20 protein-coding genes are annotated in these 26,223 nt (G+C 51.6%); 10 read left to right on the top strand and 10 right to left on the bottom strand.

Going from position 1 to position 26,223, the window contains the following annotated elements; genetic code table 11:
- Positions 1 to 14: 14 nt before the first annotated feature.
- The 5 genes from PTW35_RS05410 to PTW35_RS05390 form a co-directional block, all read right to left on the bottom strand.
- A complete protein-coding gene (locus PTW35_RS05410; RefSeq protein ID WP_281026830.1) occupies positions 15 to 1,994 on the bottom strand; it encodes a DNA topoisomerase III in 1,980 nt (659 codons plus the stop codon).
- Positions 1,995 to 2,156: 162 nt separating this feature from the next.
- Complete coding sequence (mnmH, locus tag PTW35_RS05405; RefSeq protein WP_044622875.1) at positions 2,157 to 3,251, bottom strand: tRNA 2-selenouridine(34) synthase MnmH; 1,095 nt, start codon at positions 3,249 to 3,251, stop codon at positions 2,157 to 2,159.
- A gap of 2 nt (positions 3,252 to 3,253) precedes the next feature.
- Positions 3,254 to 4,294, bottom strand: a complete 1,041-nt coding sequence (gene selD, locus PTW35_RS05400) for a selenide, water dikinase SelD (RefSeq protein WP_281026829.1) — start codon at positions 4,292 to 4,294, stop codon at positions 3,254 to 3,256.
- Positions 4,295 to 4,410: 116 nt separating this feature from the next.
- The gene (locus PTW35_RS05395; protein ID WP_281026828.1) at positions 4,411 to 4,959 is read right to left on the bottom strand and encodes an NAD(P)H nitroreductase; all 549 of its coding nucleotides are present in this window, start codon (positions 4,957 to 4,959) and stop codon (positions 4,411 to 4,413) included.
- Between the two features lie 61 nt (positions 4,960 to 5,020).
- Complete coding sequence (locus PTW35_RS05390) at positions 5,021 to 7,033, bottom strand: NADPH-dependent 2,4-dienoyl-CoA reductase (RefSeq protein ID WP_281026827.1); 2,013 nt, start codon at positions 7,031 to 7,033, stop codon at positions 5,021 to 5,023.
- Between the two features lie 309 nt (positions 7,034 to 7,342).
- On the opposite strand from PTW35_RS05390, the gene sppA reads away from it, so the two are divergent.
- The 3 genes from sppA (at position 7,343) to PTW35_RS05375 (ending at position 11,090) form a co-directional block, all read left to right on the top strand.
- Positions 7,343 to 9,193, top strand: a complete 1,851-nt coding sequence (gene sppA / locus PTW35_RS05385; RefSeq protein ID WP_281026826.1) for a signal peptide peptidase SppA — start codon at positions 7,343 to 7,345, stop codon at positions 9,191 to 9,193.
- A gap of 89 nt (positions 9,194 to 9,282) precedes the next feature.
- Positions 9,283 to 10,293 (top strand): asparaginase, encoded by a 1,011-nt coding sequence (gene ansA / locus PTW35_RS05380; protein WP_281026825.1) that lies wholly within the window; start codon positions 9,283 to 9,285, stop codon positions 10,291 to 10,293.
- A gap of 128 nt (positions 10,294 to 10,421) precedes the next feature.
- On the top strand, positions 10,422 to 11,090 hold the full coding sequence (locus tag PTW35_RS05375) for a glutathione S-transferase family protein (RefSeq protein ID WP_281026824.1): 669 nt from the start codon (positions 10,422 to 10,424) through the stop codon (positions 11,088 to 11,090).
- A gap of 22 nt (positions 11,091 to 11,112) precedes the next feature.
- Here PTW35_RS05375 and PTW35_RS05370 read toward each other — a convergent pair whose 3' ends face one another.
- The gene (locus PTW35_RS05370) at positions 11,113 to 11,418 is read right to left on the bottom strand and encodes a DUF1315 family protein (RefSeq protein WP_281026823.1); all 306 of its coding nucleotides are present in this window, start codon (positions 11,416 to 11,418) and stop codon (positions 11,113 to 11,115) included.
- A gap of 193 nt (positions 11,419 to 11,611) precedes the next feature.
- Here PTW35_RS05370 and PTW35_RS05365 point away from each other — a divergent pair, with 193 nt between their 5' ends.
- Positions 11,612 to 12,424, top strand: a complete 813-nt coding sequence (locus PTW35_RS05365; protein ID WP_281026822.1) for a DUF2989 domain-containing protein — start codon at positions 11,612 to 11,614, stop codon at positions 12,422 to 12,424.
- 76 nt (positions 12,425 to 12,500) lie between these two features.
- On the opposite strand, the gene msrB is transcribed toward PTW35_RS05365, so the two are convergent.
- Positions 12,501 to 12,905: a peptide-methionine (R)-S-oxide reductase MsrB gene (gene msrB, locus PTW35_RS05360; protein ID WP_281026821.1), complete on the bottom strand. Its 405-nt coding sequence runs from the start codon at positions 12,903 to 12,905 to the stop codon at positions 12,501 to 12,503.
- 348 nt (positions 12,906 to 13,253) lie between these two features.
- Between msrB and gap the strand changes: the two genes are divergently transcribed.
- On the top strand, positions 13,254 to 14,249 hold the full coding sequence (gene gap / locus PTW35_RS05355; RefSeq protein ID WP_039459186.1) for a type I glyceraldehyde-3-phosphate dehydrogenase: 996 nt from the start codon (positions 13,254 to 13,256) through the stop codon (positions 14,247 to 14,249).
- 244 nt (positions 14,250 to 14,493) lie between these two features.
- Complete coding sequence (locus tag PTW35_RS05350; protein ID WP_281026820.1) at positions 14,494 to 15,369, top strand: D-hexose-6-phosphate mutarotase; 876 nt, start codon at positions 14,494 to 14,496, stop codon at positions 15,367 to 15,369.
- A 68-nt stretch (positions 15,370 to 15,437) separates the two neighbouring features.
- Here PTW35_RS05350 and ltrA read toward each other — a convergent pair whose 3' ends face one another.
- Complete coding sequence (gene ltrA / locus PTW35_RS05345) at positions 15,438 to 16,730, bottom strand: group II intron reverse transcriptase/maturase (RefSeq protein ID WP_348637734.1); 1,293 nt, start codon at positions 16,728 to 16,730, stop codon at positions 15,438 to 15,440.
- Between the two features lie 611 nt (positions 16,731 to 17,341).
- Complete coding sequence (locus PTW35_RS05340; protein ID WP_281026819.1) at positions 17,342 to 17,722, bottom strand: VOC family protein; 381 nt, start codon at positions 17,720 to 17,722, stop codon at positions 17,342 to 17,344.
- A gap of 573 nt (positions 17,723 to 18,295) precedes the next feature.
- Between PTW35_RS05340 and PTW35_RS05335 the strand changes: the two genes are divergently transcribed.
- The 3 genes from PTW35_RS05335 to PTW35_RS05325 are packed head-to-tail and all read left to right on the top strand — an operon-like array spanning position 18,296 to position 23,084.
- Positions 18,296 to 20,230, top strand: coding sequence for a PrkA family serine protein kinase (locus PTW35_RS05335; protein WP_044622865.1), 1,935 nt, complete (start codon positions 18,296 to 18,298; stop codon positions 20,228 to 20,230).
- 29 nt (positions 20,231 to 20,259) lie between these two features.
- On the top strand, positions 20,260 to 21,531 hold the full coding sequence (locus PTW35_RS05330; protein ID WP_044622864.1) for a YeaH/YhbH family protein: 1,272 nt from the start codon (positions 20,260 to 20,262) through the stop codon (positions 21,529 to 21,531).
- A gap of 23 nt (positions 21,532 to 21,554) precedes the next feature.
- On the top strand, positions 21,555 to 23,084 hold the full coding sequence (locus tag PTW35_RS05325; protein WP_281026818.1) for a SpoVR family protein: 1,530 nt from the start codon (positions 21,555 to 21,557) through the stop codon (positions 23,082 to 23,084).
- Positions 23,085 to 23,217: 133 nt separating this feature from the next.
- On the opposite strand, the gene fadR is transcribed toward PTW35_RS05325, so the two are convergent.
- Positions 23,218 to 24,069 carry a fatty acid metabolism transcriptional regulator FadR gene (gene fadR / locus PTW35_RS05320; RefSeq protein WP_281026817.1) on the bottom strand — a complete coding sequence of 284 codons (852 nt, stop codon included), beginning with the start codon at positions 24,067 to 24,069 and terminating at the stop codon, positions 23,218 to 23,220.
- A gap of 557 nt (positions 24,070 to 24,626) precedes the next feature.
- Between fadR and nhaB the strand changes: the two genes are divergently transcribed.
- Positions 24,627 to 26,219: a Na(+)/H(+) antiporter NhaB gene (gene nhaB, locus PTW35_RS05315; protein ID WP_281026816.1), complete on the top strand. Its 1,593-nt coding sequence runs from the start codon at positions 24,627 to 24,629 to the stop codon at positions 26,217 to 26,219.
- Positions 26,220 to 26,223: the final 4 nt, after the last annotated feature.

Genomic DNA, 26,223 nt, shown 5'->3' with positions numbered 1-26,223 from the left:
GTTAATCCGGCAGATTAACTGGATGATCGCCGCTTCCTCGTCCCGGCTTTTCGAGTGCTGGCCGCAGCCGGTTTTCTTGCTCCTTTACTCGTACGACGCTTTTTCGCTTTAAAGGGCTCAGGCGATTTTAGGTCGCGCAGACTCTGGGGAACCTCACAGGTTTTCACCTTCTCCATCATCTGTGTCACCTGTACTTCCAGCGCATCCATGAACGGTTTGTAGGCACACTTTTTATCGGCCATATCCTGCAGCTGGTGTTCCCAATGAGCGGTCATATCCGGATAGGTCGCCTCGTCCGGCAGCGCATAGATCAGGCCTTTGCCCGCCTCGGTTGCATGGATGCTTTTGCCCTGGCGCATCAGCAATTGCCTTTTGAACAAAATATCCAGGATCCCAGCACGGGTTGCTTCCGTGCCGAGCCCATCGGTATCTCGGAGTATCTTTTTCAGCGAGCTGTCGGAGACAAAGCGGGCAATTCCGGTCATCGCCTGTAACAACGTGGCCTCGGTAAACGGCTTGGGCGGCTCCGTCATCTTGTCCACAATCTCGCCATCGCGGCAAGTCAGGACCGTTCCCTTGTCAAGCGGCGGCACTTTGTCAGCCAGATCCGCCTCATTGTCCGCGGGTTCATCACGCCCCAGCAAAATACGCCACCCAGCAGACATCAACTGGCGTCCCCGGGCCACAAACAGCCCACCGGCAATGGTGAATTCCAGCTTGGCCTCGCTGTAAATCGCCGCCGGGTAGAACTGCATCAGGTACTGCCTGGCAATCAACTGGTACACCTTCTGCTCGCTGCCACTCAGGCTCGCGGCATTGACCGCCTTTGGCGTGGGGATAATCGCATGGTGGGCATCCACCTTCTTGTCGTTCCATGCCTTTGATTTGAGGCTGATATCCGCCCCGTCCACCGCCTTGCCAAGCTGGCTGTCTGTATTGGCAATCGCTTGGCAAACATCCCCAGCTTGGCGCAAATGATCCATTGGCAAATAACGACAATCTGAACGCGGATAAGTGATCACCTTGTGTCTCTCATAGAGCGACTGACACGTGGCCAGTACATCAGCAGCGCTCATGCCAAAGCGCTTGGCGGCATCAATCTGCAAGGCCGACAGTGAATAGGGCAAAGGGGGAGCCTGCCGGGTTTCCTTGCGCTCCGATGCGGTTACTTCCGCAGGTTGGCCTTTAATGCGGCTGACAACGTTCTCGCATAGCTTACGGTTCATCACCCTGCCATCTTCATCCTGCCAAGGCTTACAAGCTTCGCTCGGTTTCCATCTGGCACGGATCTCCTGCTGCTGGTAGGGGATCAATGCAAACAGCTCATAGAATGGCTTTGGGACAAAATTGGCAATTTCATCATCACGTCGGGTCACCAGCCCGAGTACCGGCGTTTGCACCCGGCCAACCGATAATACGCCTCGGTAGCCCCCTTTCTGGCCAAGCAAGGTATAGGCACGGGTCATGTTCATGCCATACAGCCAGTCAGCCCGGGAGCGAGCCAGTGCCGATACCGACAGCGGGATAAAATCACGGTTACTGCGCAGCTTGCCGAGTGCCCGCTTGACTGCCGCAGGGTTAAGATCGGAAATCAGCAGCCGCTGCATGGCAGCTTTCTTGCCCTGGGCAAGATTGACGTAGTCAATCACCTCGTCCACCAGCAACTGCCCTTCGCGGTCCGGGTCGCCCGCATGGATCACTTCGCCTGCCTGCTTGCACAGCTTGCGCACCACCCCCAACTGTTTCTTGGCCGATTTGCGGGGAACCAGCTGCCACTGCTGCGGCACGATTGGCAAGTCAGCCATATGCCATTTTTTATACTTCTCATCATACGCATCCGGCTCGACCTGCTCGAGCAGATGGCCGATACACCAGGTGACGATATCCCCGTTTCCCGCCTCGATATAGCCATCATGGTTTTTATGAGGACGTGGCAATACCGCGGCAATGGCGCGCCCCAGGCTGGGTTTTTCTGCAATATATAGACGAGACATGGTTGAAGTTCAGTTGAATCACTTTGGAAAGTCTTGGCTGAACTATAAGAAAAAAGTCTGGGGAGAACAAGAAAATACTGGATATAGATACAGGCCACTCGGCATCAGGCTGGCTGTTGGACAGAAAAAAGCCCAGCGGATGCTGGGCTTAACATCAATAAGTTAGGCGCAATTTTCAGCCAACCATGCCTTGACCTCGGCATATTCACCACGGAAGACAATGCGATCCGCTTTCTTGCCGAGCTGGTAGGTATACATAGGATCGTAGTACTGCTCAAGCAACAGGGTTAACCAATCATAGTGACCGCCAAGCTCACCAGTGGCCTGCATCGCTTTGACCGCCTGCTGCTGGACCAACAGCAGCTCTTCATAGCGCTGGAAGCCAAGACGCTTGCGGATACTGAACATTCCGCGCTCCAGGTACTGGGCAAACCGCTCCCATCCCTCTTGTTCGCCGTATTCAGCACAGAAGTCACGTTGCATCCGCACCACGTAATCATCCAACAAACGCTCGAGGCGGACATCCAGCGGATCATCAACAATGGCGATAGGCGCTTGCTGCATGGCTTGGTTGATCGTCAAGGGAACACTGACCGAGCCAATGATCTTACCTTCGTCCTCGTAGACAAAGTGCGACACGCCCGCGGCCTGCTTCTTGAGCATGGCAATCGCCAGCACATTCTCGAAATTGATCTGCGTTCGCTGGGCAGTCACATAGCGACCGAAGGACGAACCTCGGTGATTCGCCGCTCCTTCCAAGTCGATACCGTTGCCGATCTCATTGACCATGATCGTCTTGCCGCAGCCAGTGTTGCCGCCAATCAGGGTCATCGGCTTGGTGGCAACATCATCGATGGTATCGATCAAGAAACGTCGCAGGGCCTTATAGCCCCCCTCGACAAAGGGGTAGTCAACCCCGGCTTCTTTGAGCCACTGCTGGGTAATGCGCGAGCGCAGCCCGCCGCGGAAACAGTAAAGATACCCTTCAGGGTTGGCTTCGCAAAAGGCCTTCCACTGTGCTACCCGCTGGGCTTTGATATCGCCGTGCACCAGCTCGTGGCCAAGGGCAATCGCGGCTTCCTGGCCGTGCTCTTTGTAGCAGGTGCCCACCGCCTTGCGCTCTTCGTCCTGCATCAGCGGACGGTTAACGGAGGCTGGAAAAGCACCGAGTTCAAACTCTACCGGCGCACGCATATCCATCAGTGGCGTATCGTTGATAAACAGCTGGCGGAAATCTTGGCAATTAGGACGCGACATAACTAGCAGATCTCAATCAGTACTGTTTCTTCGCTCTGGGCGGTCACCAGCTCGCCGATGGCATTGAGCTCGATGTCATGCTGCTGGGCCAGCGCTTTGACTTCTTGCTCGAATTCAGGTGCCACCGCCAACAGCAGGCCACCTGAGGTCTGAGGGTCACACAGCAGCGCTTTTTGCTGCTCGGTCATCGCCCCCAGGCGGTGGCCATAGCTGGCGAAGTTGCGCCCGGTACCACCTGGAACACACCCTTGCTCGATATAATCAAATACGCCCGGCAGGGACGGTACCTGGGCAAACTCGAGTTTCGCCTTCAGACCGCTGCCCTCGCAGATTTCATTGAGGTGGCCCATCAAGCCGAAGCCGGTCACATCAGTCATCGCCTTTACGCCTGCGACGTTGGCAAAGTCAGCACCCGGCTTGTTCAGCTGGCACATCCAGTCGCGGGCCAGCCCGCGGTGCTCTTCGCGCAATTTGGATTTTTTCTCTGCCGTGGTCAGTACCCCGATACCTAGCGGCTTGGTCAGGTAGAGCTTGCAGCCAGCCTCGGCCTGGTTGTTTCGCTTAACACGGTCTGTATCCACAATGCCCGTCACGGCCAAACCGAAAATCGGTTCTGGGGCATCAATCGAGTGGCCACCCGCCAGAGAAATACCCGCTTCACGGCATACTGCACGGCCGCCTTCAATCACCTGCTGGGCAATTTCCGGAGCCAGTACGTTGACCGGCCAGCCCAGAATGGCAATAGCCATGATCGGCTTGCCGCCCATGGCATAGATATCACTGATCGCGTTTGTTGCTGCGATACGGCCAAAATCATACGGATCATCGACAATCGGCATGAAGAAGTCAGTGGTGCTGACGACGGCGGTACCATTGCCAAGATCATAGACCGCGGCATCATCTTTACTTTCGTTACCTACAAGCAGGTTAGGATCGGCAAACGGAGCGAGCTGCGTTCGAAGAATAGTATCAAGAACTTGAGGGGAGATTTTACAACCACATCCTGCTCCGTGGCTGTATTGAGTAAGGCGAACATTTTCCATGACACGCTCCGATAATTTTACAAGAGCGATGGATTCTACTCCTGCAACCAGATCCTGTCATCCACTTGGATCAAAAAGGAGAGCCGATGGCTCCCCTCGCGACGTAGTAATATCGGTTACAGGTACTCGACGAATTGAGTCAGATCCCGAACAGGTGGTTTGGCATCCCGGCAACCGGGGGTCCCCAGATACAAAAAGCCGACAATCATATTATCGTCCCCCACCCCCAGGGCCTGACGGACCACGGGGTGATACGCCCACTTACCAGTACGCCAAAAGCCGGCATAGCCCTGGGCGATGGCCGCCAGTTGCATGGCCTGCACCGCACAGCCCGCCGACAGGTACTGTTCTATCACCGGCACCTTGCCGTGCTCGGCGACCTTGGCGACCACCGTTATCACCATCGGAGCCCGAAAGGGAGCTCTGCCCGCTTTCTCGATCGCCGCATCATCAGCACCCTCACTGTTTGCCGCCTCGACCAAAATATCTGCGAGCTTCTGTAAGCCTTCCCCTTGGGACACAATAAACCGCCAGGGAGTCAGGCCCGCATGATCCGGTGCCCGCAGGCCCGCCCGGAAGATCGCTTCCAGCGCCTCGCCCTCGGGCGCCGGCGCGACCATCTTGGGCAGCGAGCGGCGGTTTAGTAATAAGGTAAGTGCGTCCATAACAACCTCATAGAAATGTGTAGTTATAATAGACGGTAGCACACTTTGTTCGAGCTAAATCCTACAACTTCGCCGCCAGCTCAACCCCTTGGCGGATCACCCGCTTGGCATCGACCTCCCCGGCGACATCGGCCCCACCGATAACATGGACATTGATGTTTTTGGCCCGGAGCGCTTCGGATAGCTCATCCACCGAAGTTTGCCCCGCGCACAGGACTACATGATCGACATCCAGCACCCGCGACTGGCCTTCGACCGTGATATGCAATCCGAGATCATCAATCTTGTCGTAGCTGACTCCGCTGAGCAGCTCGACTCCGCGCTTCTCCAACACTTTCTTGTGGATCCAGCCCGTGGTCTTGCCCGGCCCTTTACCCATCTTGCCCGGACGGCGCTGCATCAGCCAAACCTGACGCTGGCTGACATATTCTTCATGCGGATACAGGCCGCCAGCATGCTCAATCGACTTGTCGATCCCCCAATCCTTAAGCCAATCATCCAGGCTCTGGTGGTCGGGCTCGGTCAACATTGTGGACACATCGACCCCGATCCCTCCGGCACCGATGACAGCAACACGCTGGCCCAGCTCGACCTTGTCGCGGATCAGCGTCTGGTAATCAATCACTTTCTCATGCTCGATACCCGGGATCGGCGGACGTCGTGGCTGGACACCGGTCGCAACAATCACTTCGTCGTATCCGCCGAGCTCGTCGGCCGAGACGGCGTGGCCAAGCTTCACATTGACCCCGGTCTGCTCCAGGCGGCGGGTAAAGTAACGAATCGTCTCTTTGAACTCCTCCTTGCCCGGAATTTGCATTGCCAGGTTGAATTGGCCACCGAGATAATCGTTCTTCTCAAAAAGATCCACCTTAAAGCCACGCTCGGCCGCTGCAACGGCCGTTGCCATACCGGCTGGACCCGCCCCTACAATGGCAATCTTGCGTTGGCTGGCTGATGGCGACAATACCAGCTCTGTCTCGTAACACGCCTGCGGATTCACCAGACAGCTCGCTCGCTTGCCGACAAACACATGATCCAAGCAAGCCTGGTTACAACCAATACAGGTGTTGATGTCATCCGCCCGATCCTGCTCGGCTTTCACCACAAAATCCGGGTCAGCCAAAAACGGCCTCGCCATCGACACCATATCGGCTTGGTTACTGGCCAGAATGTCTTCGGCAACCTGCGGGGTATTGATACGGTTACAAGTCACCAACGGAATGGAAATCTCAGACTTGAGCTTTTCGGTCACCCAGGCAAAGGCCGCCCTTGGCACCTGAGTGGCAATGGTAGGGATCCTTGCCTCGTGCCAGCCGATACCGGTATTGAGGATAGTCACCCCTGCCAACTCAAGCCTTTTAGCCAGCTGAACCACCTCGTCATGTGTACTGCCCTGCTCAACCAGATCAAGCATCGACAGGCGGAAAACAATAATGAAATCCCGCCCTACCCGGGCACGAACCGCCTTGACCAGCTCGATGGGGAAGCGCATCCGGTTTTCATAACTGCCGCCCCACTCATCGTATCGATGGTTCGAGCGCTTACAGATAAACTGGTTGATCAAATAACCTTCCGATCCCATCAGCTCCACACCGTCGTAGCCTGCCTCTCTGGCTAGCTCAGCGCTGCGGGCAAAGGCCTCGATCGTTTTCTTGATTTGTCGGGGGCTCATTTCCTTGGGGGTAAATTTGGAGATAGGCGCCTTGATAGCCGAGGCACTGACCGCAAAAGGATGCATGGCATAACGGCCGGCATGGAGCAGCTGCAGAGCAATCTTCCCCCCCTCCTCATGCACCGCATCGGTAATCACCCGGTGCGCTCGAGCCGCACGTCCCGAGCTAAACTCGGCACTGAGCGGATGGAGGCGACCGCGAAAGTTCGGCGAGAAACCGCCGGTGACAATCAGGCCAACGCCGCCCTTGGCTCGGGCTGCATAAAAGGCAGCAAGTTTTTTGAATCCATCGCGGGATTCTTCCAGCCCGGTATGCATCGATCCCATCAACACACGATTACGTAATTGAGTGAAACCAAGTTCTAGCGGCGCTAACAGATGAGGGTAAGATTTATCGTCCATGGCTTCCATTCTTTATGTTGTTATGGTCTGACCAGTATACGAAGGGACCAACCATATTTCAAACAAACGTTTACATTAACGCAACAATATATTGATTTAGATCTAACTCTCTGTATAAAAGTAGGTATATTCATTTTGATGCTAGCTGCCCCGCATTTGTTTGCCCCGGCGATTCAGCCGATACGATTAGATACTGTAATTCCTTGATTACTCAGGTAGCATAGAACTTAACCATAATTATTACGTCCAATCAGATATAGATTGAGAGATAAGCAGGCCCAGAGCCTTGGCTAAATATCAGGAACCTTCATGAAAATGATCTTTAAAGGAATTGGCAAAATTTTCCGTTGGATATGGAAACTGATCAGCTTTACCCGTCAGCTGATCATCAACTTACTCTTCCTCATTATCATTGGCGCGCTTTTCTTTGTCTTCAGCGAAAGCGGCAAGGAGCCAGAGCTACCGGAGCAAGCGGCGCTGGTCTTGGACCTTTCGGGGCCGATTGTCGAGCAGCGGAGCTATACCAGCCCACTCGATAGCCTGACCAACAGTGCGTTCGGCAACGAACAGGCACAGGAGAACGTGTTGTTCGATATTGTCGAGACCCTGCGCACTGCAGCGACCGACGAGCGTATCACCGGGTTAGTACTCAACCTGCGCGATATGCAAGAGACTAACCTGACCAAGCTGCGCTATATCGCTAAGGCCCTCGAGGAGTTCAAGCTATCCGGCAAGCCGGTCTACGCGATAGGCGATCACTACAAGCAGAGCCAGTACTACCTGTCGAGCTACGCCGATAAAATCTTCATGTCCCCGGATGGCGGTGTACTGCTGACGGGTTACGGCAGTTATACGCTGTACTACAAGAGCCTGTTCGAGAAGCTGAACGTCAACACCCATGTCTTCCGTGTCGGTACTTACAAGTCATTCGTCGAGCCGTATACCTTGGACGGTATGTCTGACGAAGCTCGCGAAGCCAACACCGCATGGCTAAACCAGCTGTGGGGGGCCTATACCTCTGATGTCGCTGGCAACCGCCAAATTGAAGCCCGTTCTCTGACGCCAGAGCTTGATCAGTTTGTCGCCGAGCTGAAAAGTGTCGACGGCGACTTTGCCAAGCTAAGCCAAAAGATGGGCTTGATCGATGAGCTGGTAAGCCGACCGCAACTTCGCCAACAGCTTATTGATGTGTTTGGTGAAAACGACGACCACAGCTTTAACCAGATCAGCTACTACGATTACCAGCCAACAGTCGCGGACACCCAGCTTCCGAGTGACAGCCAAATCGCGGTAGTGGTCGCAAGTGGGGCCATCATGGATGGCAGCCAGCAACGGGGCAATGTCGGCGGTGATACCACTGCCGCCCTGCTGCGCGAAGCTCGTCTGGACGACAAGGTAAAATCAGTGATCCTGCGCGTAGATAGCCCGGGGGGCAGTGCGTTTGCCTCGGAAGTGATCCGCAACGAAGTCGACGCTCTCAAGGCCGCCGGCAAGCCTGTGGTGGTGTCGATGTCGAGTGTTGCGGCATCTGGCGGTTACTGGATTTCCGCCTCTGCTGACAAGATCATGGCCCAGCCGACCACGATTACCGGTTCAATCGGCATCTTCGCGATCCTGACAACTTTCGAAAAAGGGCTAGAAAAGATGGGGATCTACAGTGATGGCGTTGGCACTACCCCATTCTCCGGTGTCGGTGTGACCCGAGAATTGCCAGAAGGCATCGCCGAAATCTTCCAGCTTGGGATCGAAAATGGCTACCAGCGTTTCATCGGCTTGGTTAGCCAATACCGCGATATGACGCTTGAGCAAGCCGACAGCGTTGCGCAGGGCAGGGTCTGGACCGGCCAAGATGCCCTGGCCCTCGGTCTGGTTGACGAGCTCGGTGACTTTGATGATGCAGTCAACAGCGCCGCCGAACTGGCCATGCTGGGCGATGACTACGAGCTTCGCTGGATGGCTAAACCGTTGAGTACTGCAGAGATATTCATGCAGCAATTCAGTTCTGGTGCCAAGGTCTTCTTCCACCAGCTGGTATGGGGGGAACTGCCGGAAGCTATGCAACCGGTCACCAAAAAAGTTGTAACAGACCTCTCTACCCTTGGTAACTTCAATGATCCAAAAGGGCAATATGCCTTCTGTATAAACTGCCCGGATCTTTAAAAGTGAGATCAGCCCGGCATCGCCGGGCTTTTTTTACGCTACATACCCCGTATAATGCGCCCACCAAACCGATAATTCTGTACCTTCATATGGAAAGAAAACACATTTACATCGCCTATACTGGCGGCACAATTGGCATGCAGAAGTCCGACCACGGCTATATCCCGGTTGCTGGCTTCATGGAGCAGCAGCTGGAAAGCATGCCAGAATTCCATCGTGCAGAAATGCCAAAGTTCACCATTCACGAATACGATCCCCTGATTGATTCGTCGGATATGACGCCAGCGGATTGGCAGCGCATTGCTGATGATATTAAAGCGAACTACGACAAGTACGACGGTTTTGTGATCCTGCATGGTACGGATACCATGGCATACACCGCATCGGCCCTGTCGTTCATGTTCGAAAACCTCGACAAACCAGTGATTGTGACCGGTTCGCAAATTCCCCTCGCGGAATTGCGCTCTGACGGCCAGAGCAACCTGCTCAACTCGCTGCACGTTGCGGCTAACTACCCGATCAATGAAGTCACTGTATTTTTCAACAACAAGCTGATCCGCGGTAACCGCAGTACCAAAGCCCACGCAGACGGATTCGGTGCCTTTATTTCACCTAACCTACCACCGCTGCTGGAAGCCGGTATCAACATCCAACTCAATAATGTTGAAATCGACAAGAAACCAGACGGGCCGTTCACGGTTCACAACATCACGCCACAGCCTATTGGCGTGATCACCATGTATCCGGGGATCTCGCCTGAAGTGATCCGCAATACCCTGCGCCAGCCAGTCAATGCCATGATCTTGCTGACCTTCGGTGTGGGTAATGCGCCGCAAAACCCGGAACTGCTAGAACAGCTCAAAGAGGCAAGCGACCGTGGTGTTATCGTCATGAACCTGACCCAATGCCTGTCGGGTAAGGTCAACATGGGCGGATATGCGACGGGCTGTGCCCTGGCTGACGCCGGGGTACTCAGCGGCTACGACATGACCCCGGAAGCCGCACTGGCCAAGCTTCACTTCCTGCTAAGCCAAGATCTACCGGTAGAAACCGTCCGTAGCATGATGCAACAGGATCTTCGCGGCGAACTGACACTCTAAGCGCCAAATGGGCCTCGCCAAAAACAAAAACGGCAGCAAATCGCTGCCGTTTTCATTGTTCTCCCCGCATAAACAACAACTCGGCTACACTTTGACTATTCCTGTCAGCAAAAGGCCGCCCGTACATTATGATCCTACATGGTTCCTCGATTTCACCATTTGTCAGAAAAATCATGCTGGCCCTTGCCTACAAAGGGATCAACTACGAGCTTCAGCCCCTCAACCCCTACTTTGAAAAGGAGCTGGCTCAAAAGCGCCATCCGCTCGGTAAAGTGCCTGTGCTGGAGGTCGACCAGCACAGCATTATCGACTCCACGGTCATAGCCCATTACCTTGATGACCAATATCCCGTCCCCCCGTTATATCCCGGCGACCCGCTCACCCGGGCGAAAATCCGCTGGCTGGAAGAGTATGCCGATACCCGGCTCACATCGCTCATTGGCGGCGTATTGTTCTACCAGAAAATCCTGAGGGGCAAAATGCTCGAAAAAGACGTCGATGAAGAAGCCGTCGAGCAGTGCCTCGAGCACCACCTGCCTCGGGCCATACAGTACCTTGAAGAGCAGTTGCCCGAGCAGGGCTATATCGGCGACCACCTTTCGATGGCAGAAATAAGCTTGTGGAGTGTGTTGCGAAGCGGTTGGATGGCTGGACTGAGGTTTTCCCACTACCCGCACCTCGACCGCTACCTTGCACGTATCGAACAAGAGCCCTGGGTCGCCAACCTGGTTGGAGAGGAAGACCACGAGCTGTCAGGTTTCTATTGCCCGCCCGTGGTACTCGGCACCATAAAATAATATGCCTGTGCCGTGCTAAGCCTTATAGCTGATCATGCTCAAATCGGGCTATATCATCGGCGGTCACCGCTGCTGCAGGCTCCTCGCCTGCAAACTCTTTTTTCAGTTCCGCCTTGGACTTAAATTTGAGTTCGCCGCCTTTCTCGACAGTCATATGGGCCGCTTTCGAATTATGACGAGACTGATAGAGCATCACAGCCTGCATAGCCGAATCGCGTTGATCATGGGTCAAAGGCGTTCCATCTGGCCACTTGCCAATTTCAACCGCGGTTGAAAGCCGCTGGTAAACTTCAGGGGTCATGGCGTTGAGCACCGTTTCTATATCCATTGCTGTTCACTTTTCCATTTAATGATTGTTGTTGCCCGCAGTAATAGCAGTTTCCATTAAAGCTCGCCAAGAATACGTCGATAAAATGCTTGGGGGATCACACTGCTCAAAACCGGCGGCCCGCCGCAGTCTTTTATCGCCATTTTGATAAACTCATTAATAAGAACACCTTTATGAAGGCACTGGAAGCCAAATGAGAAAAACAATACCAAAACTTACCCTTCTGTTGGCCAGCGTCATCCTCGTCAGCGGTTGCTTCGAGCGCCACCGCTCTACCGACAGCTTGTGTGAGGCCGAGCCCCAACTCTGCGCCGATACCAACCTCAATGACGGCCAATGCCGGCTGCAGCGGGTAAACTTGATTTGGCAACGTTACGAAGTGCAGAAAGATCCCAGCGACAAAGAAAAGTTCAAAGAGCTGCAATATACCTACGATTATCAGAAATGCCTGGAGTATGCCGCCCGTATCGAACCTACCGAATTGAAAGAGCGCAAAACCCACCGTACCCAAGCCATGCTCAGTGCCTACGCTTCCATCAAGCGACTCAACCTTGAGCTCGCCGACTCAAATGATCCCGAGATCCTGTATTTCCGCTGGAGCCAAGGCGACAGAGATGCACTGCGGAAATTCTTGAGGCTCGAAGGCACGCCTGAAATGGAAACACCGGAGATGCAGCTGGCCCTGGCCACCTTTTACACCACCAAAGATCAGGAGAAAACAATCCAGCTGCTCAAGCACTCTCTTGAGCTCTATCCGCGCAAACCGAAGATAAAACCAGAAATCATTCAAGGCCTGGCAACGCTGTCCCACCAAAACGGGGCGAATGAGCATGCCTACCTGTGGGCCAAAGTCGGGGGTAAATTAGCTATACCGGTCGCCAGCCAGGAGAAGCTCAATGCCTTCTACCCTATGAGCGACGAGCGTCGCAGTGAATTGAATGAGCAGGCAGAGCGGATTGCCCAGGCACTCAGTGATGGCAGGTTCCTCGCTAGCATGGCGGATTAAACCAGCCTATCGATAAAACTGCTGATACGCCCTGTGATGCCTGTGAGGGGTGCAGGGCGTAAGTTCGTTAGCCGCCCTAGTGCTCGCTATCAGCACCCTCATTATTAAACAACAGGGATACTGAGTTAACACAGTACCTTTCCCCGGTGGTTTTCGGGCCGTCCGGGAAAACATGGCCAAGGTGGCTGTCACACTGGGCACAGCGGATCTCGATTCGGTGCATACCATGGCTGTGATCGTCGAGGTAGCGAATCGCGTCGCGAGCGATTGGCGCATCAAAACTTGGCCAGCCGCAGCCTGAGTCGTATTTGCTGCCCGAATGGAATAATGGTGCCTGGCAACAGGTACAGCTATAAATACCGGTTTCGCGGTTATGGAGCAACTTACCGGAAAAAGGAGCCTCGGTCCCCTGCTCCCGACAGATGTGATACTGTTCTTCTGTCAGCTTCTCACGCCAATAAGATTCTGATTTTACTGACATTACCTTTCCTTCTTGTAATTTTCACGTTATCTCTTCCGAAAAATGGTTGCCATTTCTGTGGTCTGTGGCACATACTTTCTGCTCGAAAGGATTTTACATCTTCACTGCTCATTAAAGCATATTTTGAATGGGCTTCGTGTTGATATTAAAAGTTAATAACAGCAATGATTGATATTCATACAACTTCTGTACGAATTTGCAGCGTTGTAGTAGGAATGTAAAAAAAATCCGAACTTTTTTTTGACCTTACGCAATTTAAGTTCGTTTTTCACTTGCAGCGTCACGTTAGATTCTGTAATTTTACTACCAGTTATCTTTCATTAGAAATTAAGTTGTGGAGCAACTGTAATGACTATCAAAGTAGGTATTAACGGTTTTGGCCGTATTGGACGTTTTGTTTTCCGTGCTTCTGTAGAGCGTAACGACATCGAAGTTGTTGGTATCAACGACCTAATCGACGTTGAGTACATGGCTTACATGCTTAAGTACGATTCAACTCACGGCCGCTTCAACGGTACTGTTGAAGTAGAAGGTGGCAACCTAATCGTTAACGGCAAAACAGTTCGCGTAACTGCAGAGCGTAACCCAGCGGACCTTAAGTGGGACGAAATCGGTGTTGACGTTGTTGCTGAAGCAACAGGTATCTTCCTAACTGACGAGACTGCTCGTCAGCACATCACAGCTGGTGCGAAGAAAGTTGTTCTAACTGGTCCATCTAAAGATGCGACTCCAATGATCGTTATGGGTGTTAACCAAGACACTTACGCTGGTCAGGACATCGTTTCTAACGCTTCTTGTACTACAAACTGCCTAGCGCCAATCGCTAAAGTTCTTAACGACAAGTTCGGCATCGAGTCTGGTCTGATGACTACTGTTCACGCTACTACAGCTACTCAGAAGACTGTTGACGGTCCTTCTGCTAAAGACTGGCGTGGTGGTCGTGGTGCTTCTCAGAACATCATCCCATCTTCAACTGGTGCTGCTAAAGCTGTAGGCGTTGTTCTTCCAGAACTAAACGGCAAACTAACTGGTATGGCTTTCCGTGTACCAACTGCTAACGTTTCTGTAGTTGACCTAACAGTTAACCTAAAAACTGGCGCATCTTACGAAGCTATCTGTGCAGCAATGAAAGAAGCTTCTGAAGGCGAGCTGAAAGGTGTTCTAGGTTACACTGAAGACCAGGTTGTATCTCAGGACTTCATCGGTGAAGTACAGACTTCTGTATTCGATGCTAAAGCTGGTATCGCTCTAACTGATAACTTCGTTAAAGTTGTATCTTGGTACGACAACGAAATCGGTTACTCAAACAAAGTTCTAGACCTAATCGCTCACATCTCTAAGTAATGTAAGCTTTTAGCTAGAAGATAAAAGGCGACGCTACGGTGTCGCCTTTTTTGTATTCGTACTTTGTATCCCGCGCTCGCCAACCAGCAAGCACTAAACAGCCACTAAAAAATAATTACAAATTTAACAAATATTTTTTAATGGACTCCGTTATTTTTTAAATAAAAATAAGTGTAGAATTGACTGTTACTTTTCCACCAAGGTGGCAATCATTTATACATTGCAACAACCAAAGGATAGTCTGATGGATTTCAATACTCTTCCAACAGTGGCGGCCTTATCCGATGCTGTCACTATCTGTGAATACCAAGGGATCAAGATTGTACGGATCAACCATGCACAGGCCGAAGCGGGTATTTCCCTGCATGGTGGCCATCTTGTTTGGTTCAAGCCTAAAGGTGAGGATGATGTAATTTGGCTGAGCGAAAAAGCCGAGTTTGATGTCGCTAAAGCGATCCGTGGCGGCATCCCAGTATGCTGGCCGTGGTTTGGCAAGGCTGCCGCCCCTTCGCACGGTTTCGCCCGTAACAGCGAGTGGGTACTTCACGAGCACCGCGAAAACGACAATGGCGTTATCGTCGCCCTGACCCTATCCGACTCCGATGAGACCCGCGCGGTTTGGCCGCACAAGTTCAGCAATATGCTAACCTTCGAAATTGGCACCAGCCTGAATGTCTCACTGACCTCCACCAATACAGACGACAGCGCGTGGAGCTACTCCGGCGCGCTTCATACTTATTTCAATGTAGAAAGCATCCGCGAGACGACAATCTCCCAGATGGGCAGCCAGTACCAAGACAGCACCCAGTCAGGTCAGATCTGCCAGGGCGGCGAACAGCTCTCCTTTAACGGCGAAGTCGACCGTGTTTACACCCAGCCAGAATCAACGGTGATGATCCACGACGGCAACCGCCGCCAGATAGCAGTCACCAATAGCGGCCACAATGCTGCAGTGATCTGGAACCCATGGCAGGCACTGTCTGAAAGCATGGCAGATATGGCCGACGACAGCTTTGAAACCATGGTGTGTGTAGAGTCGACCATCCACAACAGCCAGAGCATCACACTGGCACCGGGTGAATCACATACCCTCACCACCCAGATCCAGGTCAAGCGCTAGCGGCTTAGCATACGGGTTAAGCTGCCCGCTGCAATCGAGTAGGAGGAGGCCTCACGGCCTCCGTCCTCTCACACCACCGTACAAGCGTGGGTCGCATACGGCGGTTCCGAATATATTTTCAGTGACTCATACCCATCTATCAATGAGTACATGCCCATCTCCTTGAACCGTTTCGTTGGCATAGCCTGATTGAGCTGCGGCGATAAAGCCAGATGCCACCATCCTTTCTCTGACATCGCTAGCTTCCAAGCATTGCGCTCGTTTACGCCTTCTTGGCGTAACCATGTCGCTATGCTGTGTCTGCGTTTTCGCTGCTTGAGTCGGTAGCACCGTAAGCGCCGTCTTATCCATTCATCCAAGCGCTGCATCGCGCTTTTCCGCATGGCGAGCTTGAAGTAGTGTTGCCAACCTCTTAGATATTGAGTTAGTTCGACTATTACTGTCTTCAACTCTCGTCCTCGATTCCGCTTCGTTATTTGACGCACTCGCTTCTTCATGTGAGTTTGTGCTGTCTTCGAGATATGGATACTTCCATCTCGTTGGAAGCGATGGCCTAAGTAAGTCCGCTCTGTCACTCTTGTTGCCGCACTCTTCTCCCGGTTGACCGTGAGTTTCAGTTTCTGCTCCAAGAACTCCGTTATCGAGGCTTTTACTCGATTTGCGGCTTCCTCACTGTGTACGTAGATTTGGCAGTCGTCTGCATATCGGCAGAACTTATGCCCTCTTCGTTCAAGCTCTTTATCCAACTCATCTAATACGATATTTGATAGCAGCGGAGATAGTGGGCCACCCTGTGGTGTCCCTCGTTGCCTCTGCTCGACTAACCCGTTTCGCATTATGCCTGCCTGTAGGTATGACCTGATCAGCTTCAGTACCCGTTTATCTGTGATATCTTTCGATAGCCTGTGCATCAGCCTATCGTGGTTCACGGTATCGAAGTATTTCGCTAGGTCAACATCGACTACATAACCCCGCCCCTCCCTGATGTAGTGGCTTGCTGCCGCCAGAGCATGGTGGGCACTACGGTTGGGCCTGAACCCGTAACTACTGTGGGAGAACTTCGGTTCATAGATATCTGTCAGTACTGAGGTGATAGCCTGTTGGACTATCCTATCAAGTACTGTTGGGATACCTAGTTGCCTAACTCCCCCGCTAGGTTTAGGGATTTCTACACCCAGAACAGGTTGGGGTTGATAGCTCCCATCCAGAAGGCTCTGGCGGAGCGCTTGCCCATTTGAAGACTGCCGAAGCATCGAGATAGTCGCTGTTATATCGAGTTTATCGACACCAGCACACCCTTTGTTCTTCTTCACTCTTCTCAGGGCTTGGTTCAGATTCGTTGATGAACAGATCTGCTCCATCAACTGAGTTGAGGTCACCAAGACTCGTCCTCCTGTCTACGCCGATCATGCTTGTCATTCTTCGTGGCCATGAGCGTCACTTGCGGTGTTGCCCATTGGTACGTAGAGATTTTGATCATCTTGCTATGACTCCACATGATTGAGTGTCTAGTGACTGCTTCTTGATATATTCAGTTCCGGCCTTCCCTTGGGTTGTACTTCCCCAAGGTACTATGCCTTCTGCTGACTTCTTATTTCCCATCACACAGCATCACTGCTGCATTAGTCTCGCCCGAGACAGGTAATAAGATCTCCCGAGGTAAGACGTTGTTCTTTCCCTTGGCTGTGCCTGATTTACCCGTACACACTTCCCGTCGAGGCATTGGGCTATTCTATATGTTGCTAGGTTACCCAAGTTGTACTGGCCTACTATCAGATTTCTGTTCGTCACAACCAAGTTTTGCCGTTTGCTTCCTTCAGATCCCACCTCACGGTGGGCACCCTTGCATAGGCTAACGGTTCTCGCTCGACTGAGCCCGTAGAGGACTTTCACCTCCTAGAACAACGCCATGCTCGGCGCACCATAAAAATACCTGTACGGCAGCTGCCGTCAGGTATCCTCCATCATCCTGTCAAGCCAGCATCTGGGTATTCGCTTCAATAAGCACCCAGCCATTGCCATCAGGATCAGCGAAGGTCGCAAATCGCCCCCCGATCAGGGTCACAATCTCTGACAGCGGAACCCCCCGGCTCGACAGTTCGTGGTGGGTCAAGTGGATATCATCGGTCTGTACCACCAATCCCTGTACGGATCCGGCTTTCATTCCTCCAAAAGGCATCACCAAACTGATTGTCGTTTCAGCCCCTTTGGGCGCAAGCTGGATCCAGCGCTTATGCTGATCTGCTTGGTGATCGCGTATAAGCTCAAACCCCAAAGCATCGCGGTAAAAAGCTAACGCCTGATTTTGATCAGAAACAGGGATTGAAACAGTATCAACACGAGAAATACTCATTAATTAGGCTCCCCCCAACTTTCGGCACTTTTTTAGCTTAAGCCAGAGATTTTGATTTAGCTCTCAAAATAACTCCTGCTCGCCTTTTTTTGACACCGGTATGGGATGAAAAAGCCCCCCGTAATCCCTATCGACTTCCTGCTTATTTGCAAGAATAACAGTGGAAAATTCATTTTTTTGCAAAAAAGCCATCTTGCTCTGACCCAACCTCATTTAACCCCATCTTGAAACAATGAAATCCTTTGCATTCAGTTAATAGCTCTGGCCAAGAAATAAAATTCATCATATCTGACTATCCATTTCCACAAGCGAGCACCATCACAAGCTATCAACATTTTCGTGATTTTTTTTAAACACCAGCACTTGCAGAACGCGATTTATAGGAGGATAGTAGATTAATGAGCAAAATATATGCAGCTTGTAAGGAACACCGAAAAAGGAAATTTAGTTTATAAACCAACAACTCAGTCAAGCAATTTAATCAGTTAGGTCTAGTCTTAAGATATGGGGGATGTGAAAGATTTGTGTTTTCGTCCTTTCTAATTGATTAAAGAACGATTCAGGGGGCATACCATGAGTATTTTTGACCACTATCGTCAACGCTATGAAGAATCCAAGGATGAAGAGCTTTCATTGCAAGAGTTCCTTGAGATTTGCCGTAACGATCGCAGCGCTTACGTCAACGCAGCAGAACGTTTGCTGATGGCCATCGGCGAACCCGAAATGATTGATACCGCTCAAGACCCACGCTTGAGCCGCCTTTTCTCCAACCGCGTGATTTCCCGCTATAAAACCTTTGAAGATTTTTATGGTATGGAAGATGCGATTGAGCAAATCGTTTCCTACCTCAAACACGCCGCACAGGGTCTGGAAGAGCGTAAGCAAATCCTCTATTTACTTGGTCCTGTAGGTGGTGGTAAGTCATCGTTGGCTGAAAAACTGAAAAGCCTCATGCAGAAGGTGCCAGTATATGTGCTAACAGCCAACGGCGAGCGCAGCCCAGTCAATGACCACCCATTCTGCTTGTTCGATAAAGTTGAAGACGGCGATATCCTCAAGAAGGAATACGGTATCCCCGAACGCTACCTCAACACCATTATGTCGCCTTGGGCCGCCAAACGCCTGCACGAATTCGGTGGTGATATCACCAAATTCAAAGTCGTGAAGGTTCGCCCTTCTATTCTCGACCAAGTCGGTATTGCCAAGACCGAGCCGGGTGATGAAAACAACCAAGATATCTCGTCACTGGTAGGTAAAGTAGATATCCGCCAACTTGAGCACTTCGCCCAGGACGATCCGGATGCCTATAGCTACTCAGGTGCTCTCTGTAAGGCCAACCAAGGCCTGATGGAATTCGTCGAGATGTTCAAGGCACCGCTGAAAGTACTCCACCCGCTGTTGACTGCCACGCAGGAAGGCAACTACAACGGTACCGAGGGGCTATCAGCACTGCCATTTGACGGTATTATTCTGGCCCACTCCAATGAGTCGGAGTGGCAGTCATTCCGTAACAACAAGAACAATGAAGCCTTCCTTGACCGTGTCTTCATTGTCAAAGTGCCGTACTGTCTGCGCGTTTCCGAAGAGATCAAAATCTACGAGAAACTGTTGCAGAGCTCTGAGCTGTCGGCGGCACCATGCTCACCTTCTACCTTGGAAATTCTTGCCCGCTTCTCGGTGCTTTCTCGCCTGAAAGAGCCTGAGAACTCGAGCTTGTACTCGAAGATGCGGGTCTATGACGGTGAAACACTCAAAGATACCGATCCGAAGGCCAAGTCTTATCAGGAATACCGTGATTATGCCGGTGTCGATGAAGGTATGGCTGGTCTGTCTACCCGTTTCGCGTTCAAGATCCTATCTCGCGTGTTCAACTTCGACCACTCCGAAGTGGCAGCTAACCCAGTCCACCTGTTCTATGTACTAGAACAGCAGATTGAGCGTGAGCAGTTCCCACAAGAGTTGGCCGAGAAATATCTTGAGCACCTCAAGGGTTACCTAACACCTAAGTACGTCGAATTTATCGGTAAAGAAATCCAGACCGCTTACCTCGAGTCCTACTCTGAGTATGGCCAGAATATCTTTGACCGCTACGTCAGCTATGCCGACTTCTGGATCCAAGACCAGGAATACCGTGACCCAGAGACAGGCCAGCTATTCGACCGCGCCGCACTTAACAATGAGTTGGAGAAAATCGAGAAACCGGCCGGGATCAGTAATCCGAAAGATTTCCGTAACGAGATCGTCAACTTCGTGCTTCGTGCCCGAGCCAGCAACGCCGGTAAGAACCCGAACTGGACCAGCTATGAAAAACTTCGTACGGTCATCGAGAAGAAAATGTTCTCGAATACCGAAGAGCTGCTGCCAGTTATTTCATTCAACGCCAAAACATCAACGGAAGAACAGAAGAAACATGACGACTTCGTTGCCCGTATGATGGAAAAAGGCTATACCCGCAAACAGGTCCGCCTGCTGTCTGAGTGGTACCTGCGTGTGCGTAAGTCTTCGTAAGTTAGATGGGATGAATAAGGGGAGAGCTTATGGCGCATTTTATAGACCGCAGGCTCAACGGTAAAAACAAAAGCACGGTAAACCGTCAGCGTTTCCTGCGCCGTCACAAGCAGCAGATCAAAGAATCGATTGCTGATGCGGTGAACAAACGCTCGATTACCGATGTGGAAAGCGGTGAAGATATTACTATTCCAAACCGTGACATCCGCGAGCCAAGCTTTCACCAAGGCCGGGGCGGACAACGTGAAGTTGTCCACCCGGGCAATGACCAGTTCAGCCCCGGAGACCGAATTGAACGCCCCCAAGGAGGGGGCGGACAAGGCGGTGCTGGAGAGGGACAGGCCAGCCCCGATGGTGAGGGCCAGGATGAATTCGTATTCCAAATCTCCAAAGATGAATACCTCGACTTACTCTTTGAGGATTTGGAACTGCCAAACCTCGAAAAAAACCAGCTCAACAAAATCGTTGAGTGGAAAACGTTCCGTTCGGGCTACAAGTCGTCCGGCGTGCCGGCCAACATAGCCATTGTAAAATCGCTCCAGAATTCGCTGGCGCGGCGTACCGCAATGACGGCAGCCAAACGCCGCCAGCTGCGTGAGCTAGAAAAGACACTGGATTTGCTGATGAACACCGAACCCGCCCAGCCTTTCGAGGAGGAGCGGATTAAAGAGGAAATCCAGGGATTACGCCAGAAAATCAGTAGTGTGCCGTTCATTGATACCTTTGACTTGCGCTACAAGAACTACGAGCGCCGGCCTCAACCGAGCAGCCAGGCGGTGATGTTCTGCTTAATGGATGTCTCGGGATCGATGGATCAGGCCACCAAGGATATGGCCAAACGCTTCTACATCTTGCTGTACCTGTTCCTCAACCGGACCTACAAGAATGTCGACGTCGTGTTTATCCGCCACCATACCCAGGCCAAGGAAGTGGATGAACATGAGTTCTTCTACTCCCAAGAAACCGGGGGCACCATAGTGTCCAGTGCATTGCGCTTGATGAACGAGATTGTAAAGAAACGCTACTCGCCTGCCGAATGGAATATCTACGCGGCACAGGCATCGGATGGGGATAACTGGGCCGATGATTCACCAGGCTGCCGTGAGCTCTTGGACAAAGAGATCTTGCCCGTAACCCGTTACTACTCGTATATCGAAATCACACGCCGTGCACACCAAACACTATGGCGGGAATATGAGGCGCTACAAGCCAGCCACAGTAACTTTGCGATGCAGAATATCAGGAGTGTGGAAGACATTTTCCCTGTATTCCGGGAGCTATTTAAAAAGCAAGTCAGTTAACATCGCTTGAGGGGGAATGTGCTATGGAGACAGCCGCCAATTCTAAGACACTCAGTGACGGTCCAGATTGGACATTCGATTTGTTGGATAGATACCACAAGGAAATCAAGCGGGTAGCAGAACACTACCGGCTTGATGCCTACCCCAACCAAATCGAGATCATCACTGCCGAACAGATGATGGATGCTTATTCCAGTATTGGTATGCCGATCAACTACCACCACTGGTCATTTGGTAAGCGTTTCATCGAAACCGAGCGGGGCTACAAGCACGGCCAGATGGGCCTCGCCTACGAAATTGTTATCAACTCCGATCCCTGTATTGCCTATCTGATGGAAGAGAACACCATTACCATGCAGGCCTTGGTTATGGCCCATGCCTGCTATGGCCATAACTCGTTCTTCAAAGGCAATTACTTGTTCAAGACCTGGACGGATGCCAGTTCAATCATCGACTACTTACTGTTTGCCCGTAAATATATTACCGAGTGTGAGGAAAAATACGGGGTAGACGAGGTCGAGAAGCTACTGGACTCTTGCCATGCCTTGATGAACTACGGCGTTGACCGCTATAAACGACCGCAGAAGATCTCTATGGTCGAGGAAAAGGCACGCCAGAAAGCCCGGGAAGACTACCTGCAGACACAGGTTAACTCCTTGTGGCGAACAATTCCGGTCCAGCAGGAAGAGGTGGTCGAGGCCCAAGAAATACGATTCCCGGCCGAGCCGCAGGAAAATATTCTCTACTTTATTGAAAAACATGCGCCCCTGCTGGAGCCATGGCAACGCGAAGTGGTCAGGATTGTTCGCAAGATCAGCCAGTACTTCTACCCTCAGAAACAGACCCAGGTCATGAATGAAGGGTGGGCAACCTTCTGGCACTACACCATCCTCAACCACTTGTATGACGAAGGTCTGGTCACCGATCGGTTCATTATCGAGTTCTTGCACAGCCATACCAATGTGGTGGCCCAGCCGGACTACAATAGCCCTTACTATAGCGGGATCAACCCTTATGCACTGGGCTTTGCCATGTTCCAGGACATCCGCCGGATCTGTGAGAATCCGACCGAGGAAGACAAATACTGGTTCCCGGACATCGCCGGTAAAGACTGGTTGGACACGCTCCACTTTGCGATGGAGAACTTCAAGGACGAAAGCTTTATTAGCCAGTTCTTGTCACCGAAGGTGATTCGTGACTTCAAACTGTTCGCGGTAAACGATGACGACCGCCACAACTATGTCGAAGTCAGTGCAATTCACAATGAGGAAGGATATCGGGCTATCAGGGAGAAACTGTCATCCCAGTACAACCTCAGCAACAATGAACCGAATATCCAAGTCTGGAATGTCGCACTGAAAGGCGACCGTTCACTAACCTTGCGCTATGTCCCACACAACCGCATCCCGTTAGCGAACAGCCATCAGGAGGTATTGAAACATCTGCACCGCTTGTGGGGCTTTGACGTGACCTTGGAGGAGGAGCTACCTGACGGACGGACCCATATCTTGGGTACCTGCCCTAACCATGCCCAGTACAATGCGGAGATCTGATTGCTTGTCTATTTAACCTGACAAGCACAATCATCACCCCGTAACCGTTACATACACTTTAACATTTGGAAACAAAAAGGAGATGCCTTGGCATCTCCTTTTCTTTACCGCTGAGCGAAATCGACTACTCGAATTACTGTTCTTCTTCGAACAAGTAACGGGCAATTTCAATACGGTTAGCATACCAAATCGCCCCACTCTCGCGACCGTATTTGCGGATACGATCAGCGACCAGCTCTGGCTGGTTGTTGTCACAGTAGGACTTCATGTCACGGTAGAACTCAAGAGCAAGCTCACACGCTTCTTTGGACATGAAGTAATAACCGCCAACACGGGTATAGATTTTGCGTAGACCGTTAATTGTTAGCACATACAGGGTATTGCCCGACTTCGAGGCCATGCCCTGGAACATACGGTAGTCAAAGTAGTTAAACGCGCGGGCACGGCAAATGGCCTCACACAGTTCAGGATCATCTTTACCGTATTTATCAACGATCTTTTTCACTTCCTGCATCAAGTCCGCTTTGTCTTCGCTTTGCTCAATGTAGTCGGCAAAACTATCGGCCTTCAACAGGGCTTCACATTCCTCAATCACGTGCTTGATCAAGGCAGAAGACTCTTCAGGATTCCCCTTGATGGCATAGCGCATGTATACACTGCTGATATCGGTACGTGCCGAAAGCAAGTCTTCCAGTACGCCCTGAACATCTTGGCCATCAAGTGTGATTAGGGTATCGAGAATACTTAGCCCCGAGGTGTCCATGTAGTTGTTGACCCGGGTTGGCTTGCCATGCTGAATTGTCAGCCAGCCATCACGGGCCAGACGCTGCAATACCTCACGAAGGGTTGTCCGTGTCACACCAATGAGTTCTGACAACTCTCGTTCTGCGGGAAGGATTGAGCCCTGGGGGAAGTGATTATTCCAGATACTCTCAATAATGTATTTCTCAGCAAATGTTGCTGGGCTATCAGCCTTTATAACCATCTGATCAGTTTTCCAGTTGCTTCTTGCTCTATTTTTATTAACTCATCATACCACCAGTCTTTACCTTATGCCTACCTAATTACCAAAAGAAGTATCTCGGCTGCTTATTTATAACCATGCACAATGAGGTGATTGATATGCATCCGGTATATCGATACAGGCAAAAAATCGCTCAAAGTTCAGTCGAACTAAAATTTGACGAAGCTCAACGTAAAATGAAAATTGTAAGCATATATTTCAAAGCTACGTGAAAAATACCCATACAAGCCGTGTTTTGCGATGAATTTTCACAATCTCCAATAAGTTCATCTCTAAGCACTTGACTGCGATGGATCACGCGGTAGAGTTAGCACGTTTTCACTCTGGGAGCTGAACGGATGCTGCTGCCTGCTTTAAGTTAAACACCATCAAGGAAATGGTCTTTAGCTTAGAGGGTCTCAAAAGAACACTTAACCAGAACAATAACATAATGGTTATCCTGCTCTCGGACTTCAAAGGCAAGATAGCAACGCAGCTCATTATTAATAGTATTTGCGTATATTAAGAGACTCGAACACATGGCAATTTCGCTAGGGAACGCCTTTATAAAAAACTTCCTCGGTAAAGCACCCGACTGGTACAAGGTCGCTATCATTGCTTTCCTGATCATCAACCCCATTGTTTTCTTTCTGATTGACCCCTTCGTTGCAGGTTGGTTGCTCGTTATCGAGTTTATCTTTACCTTGGCAATGGCGTTGAAGTGCTACCCGTTGCAGCCCGGTGGCTTGCTAGCCATTGAAGCGGTCGCAATCGGGATGACCAGCCCGGAAATGGTCAAGCACGAACTGGTTGCCAATATCGAAGTGCTCTTGCTCTTGATCTTCATGGTTGCGGGTATCTACTTCATGAAGCAGTTGCTGCTTTATATCTTCACCAAGATATTGATCGGCATTCACTCCAAGACCCTGCTCTCGCTGTCATTCTGTGTCATGGCCGCTTTCCTGTCAGCCTTCCTTGATGCCCTGACCGTCATCGCCGTTGTCATCAGTGTGACCATTGGTTTCTACAGCATTTACCACAAGGTGGCTTCTGGCCAAGAACCGCACGCGTCGCACGACCACACCTCGGATAAGCATATCCTTGAAGTCAGCCGCGATGACTTGGAAAACTACCGAGCCTTCTTGCGCAGCCTGCTGATGCACGCCGGTATCGGTACCGCACTGGGTGGGGTGATGACCATGGTCGGTGAGCCGCAGAACCTGATCATCGCCGATCAGGCGGGCTGGCTCTTCGGTGAATTTATCATCCGCATGCTGCCAGTGACTTTGCCGGTCTTCCTGTGCGGTATCGTCACTTGTGTCTTGGTCGAGAAATTCCAGATTTGCGGTTACGGTGCCCGTCTGCCTGAAAACGTCCGCCGGATCTTGGTCGAGTTCGACAATGAAGAGCGCAAGAGCCGCACCAACCTCGACTATGCCAAACTGGTCGTTCAGGTTGTGATTGCGATTTGGCTTATCGTTGGCTTGGCGATGCACCTTGCGGCAGTAGGCCTGATCGGCCTGACCGTCATCATCCTCGCGACCTCCTTCACCGGTATTACCGACGAGCACGCGCTCGGCAAGGCCTTCGAAGAAGCCCTGCCATTTACCGCCCTATTGGCCGTGTTCTTCTCCATTGTCGCGGTGATCATCGACCAGCACCTGTTTGCGCCTATCATCGAGATGGTGCTGAGCCTTGAAGGTAGCATGCAGATGACCATGTTCTACATTGCCAACGGTCTGCTTTCAATGGTGTCCGACAATGTGTTCGTCGGCACGGTATACATCAATGAAGTTAAGGCGGCATTGCTAAGCGGGATCATCACCCGCGAACAGTTCGATATGCTGGCCGTGGCAATCAATACCGGTACCAACCTACCGTCTGTCGCGACACCAAATGGCCAGGCGGCATTCCTGTTTGCCTTGACGTCGGCACTGGCGCCGCTGATCCGCCTGTCCTACGGTCGCATGGTCTACATGGCGCTGCCATACACCCTCGTGCTGTCACTGGTTGGCTTGGCCTGTATCGAGTTCACGCTGGTACCGATGACCCAGTGGTTCTATGACCTCGGCTGGATCACGCAGGGCGCCGTGGAGGCTGCTTCACAAATTGCGCCAGCGGTTGGCCATTAATTGA

The sequence above is a fragment of the Photobacterium sp. DA100 genome (assembly GCF_029223585.1).
Lineage (GTDB): Bacteria > Pseudomonadota > Gammaproteobacteria > Enterobacterales > Vibrionaceae > Photobacterium.
The sequence above is the reverse complement of the archived record's forward strand: the minus strand, read 5'-3'. Positions and strand labels throughout refer to the sequence as shown.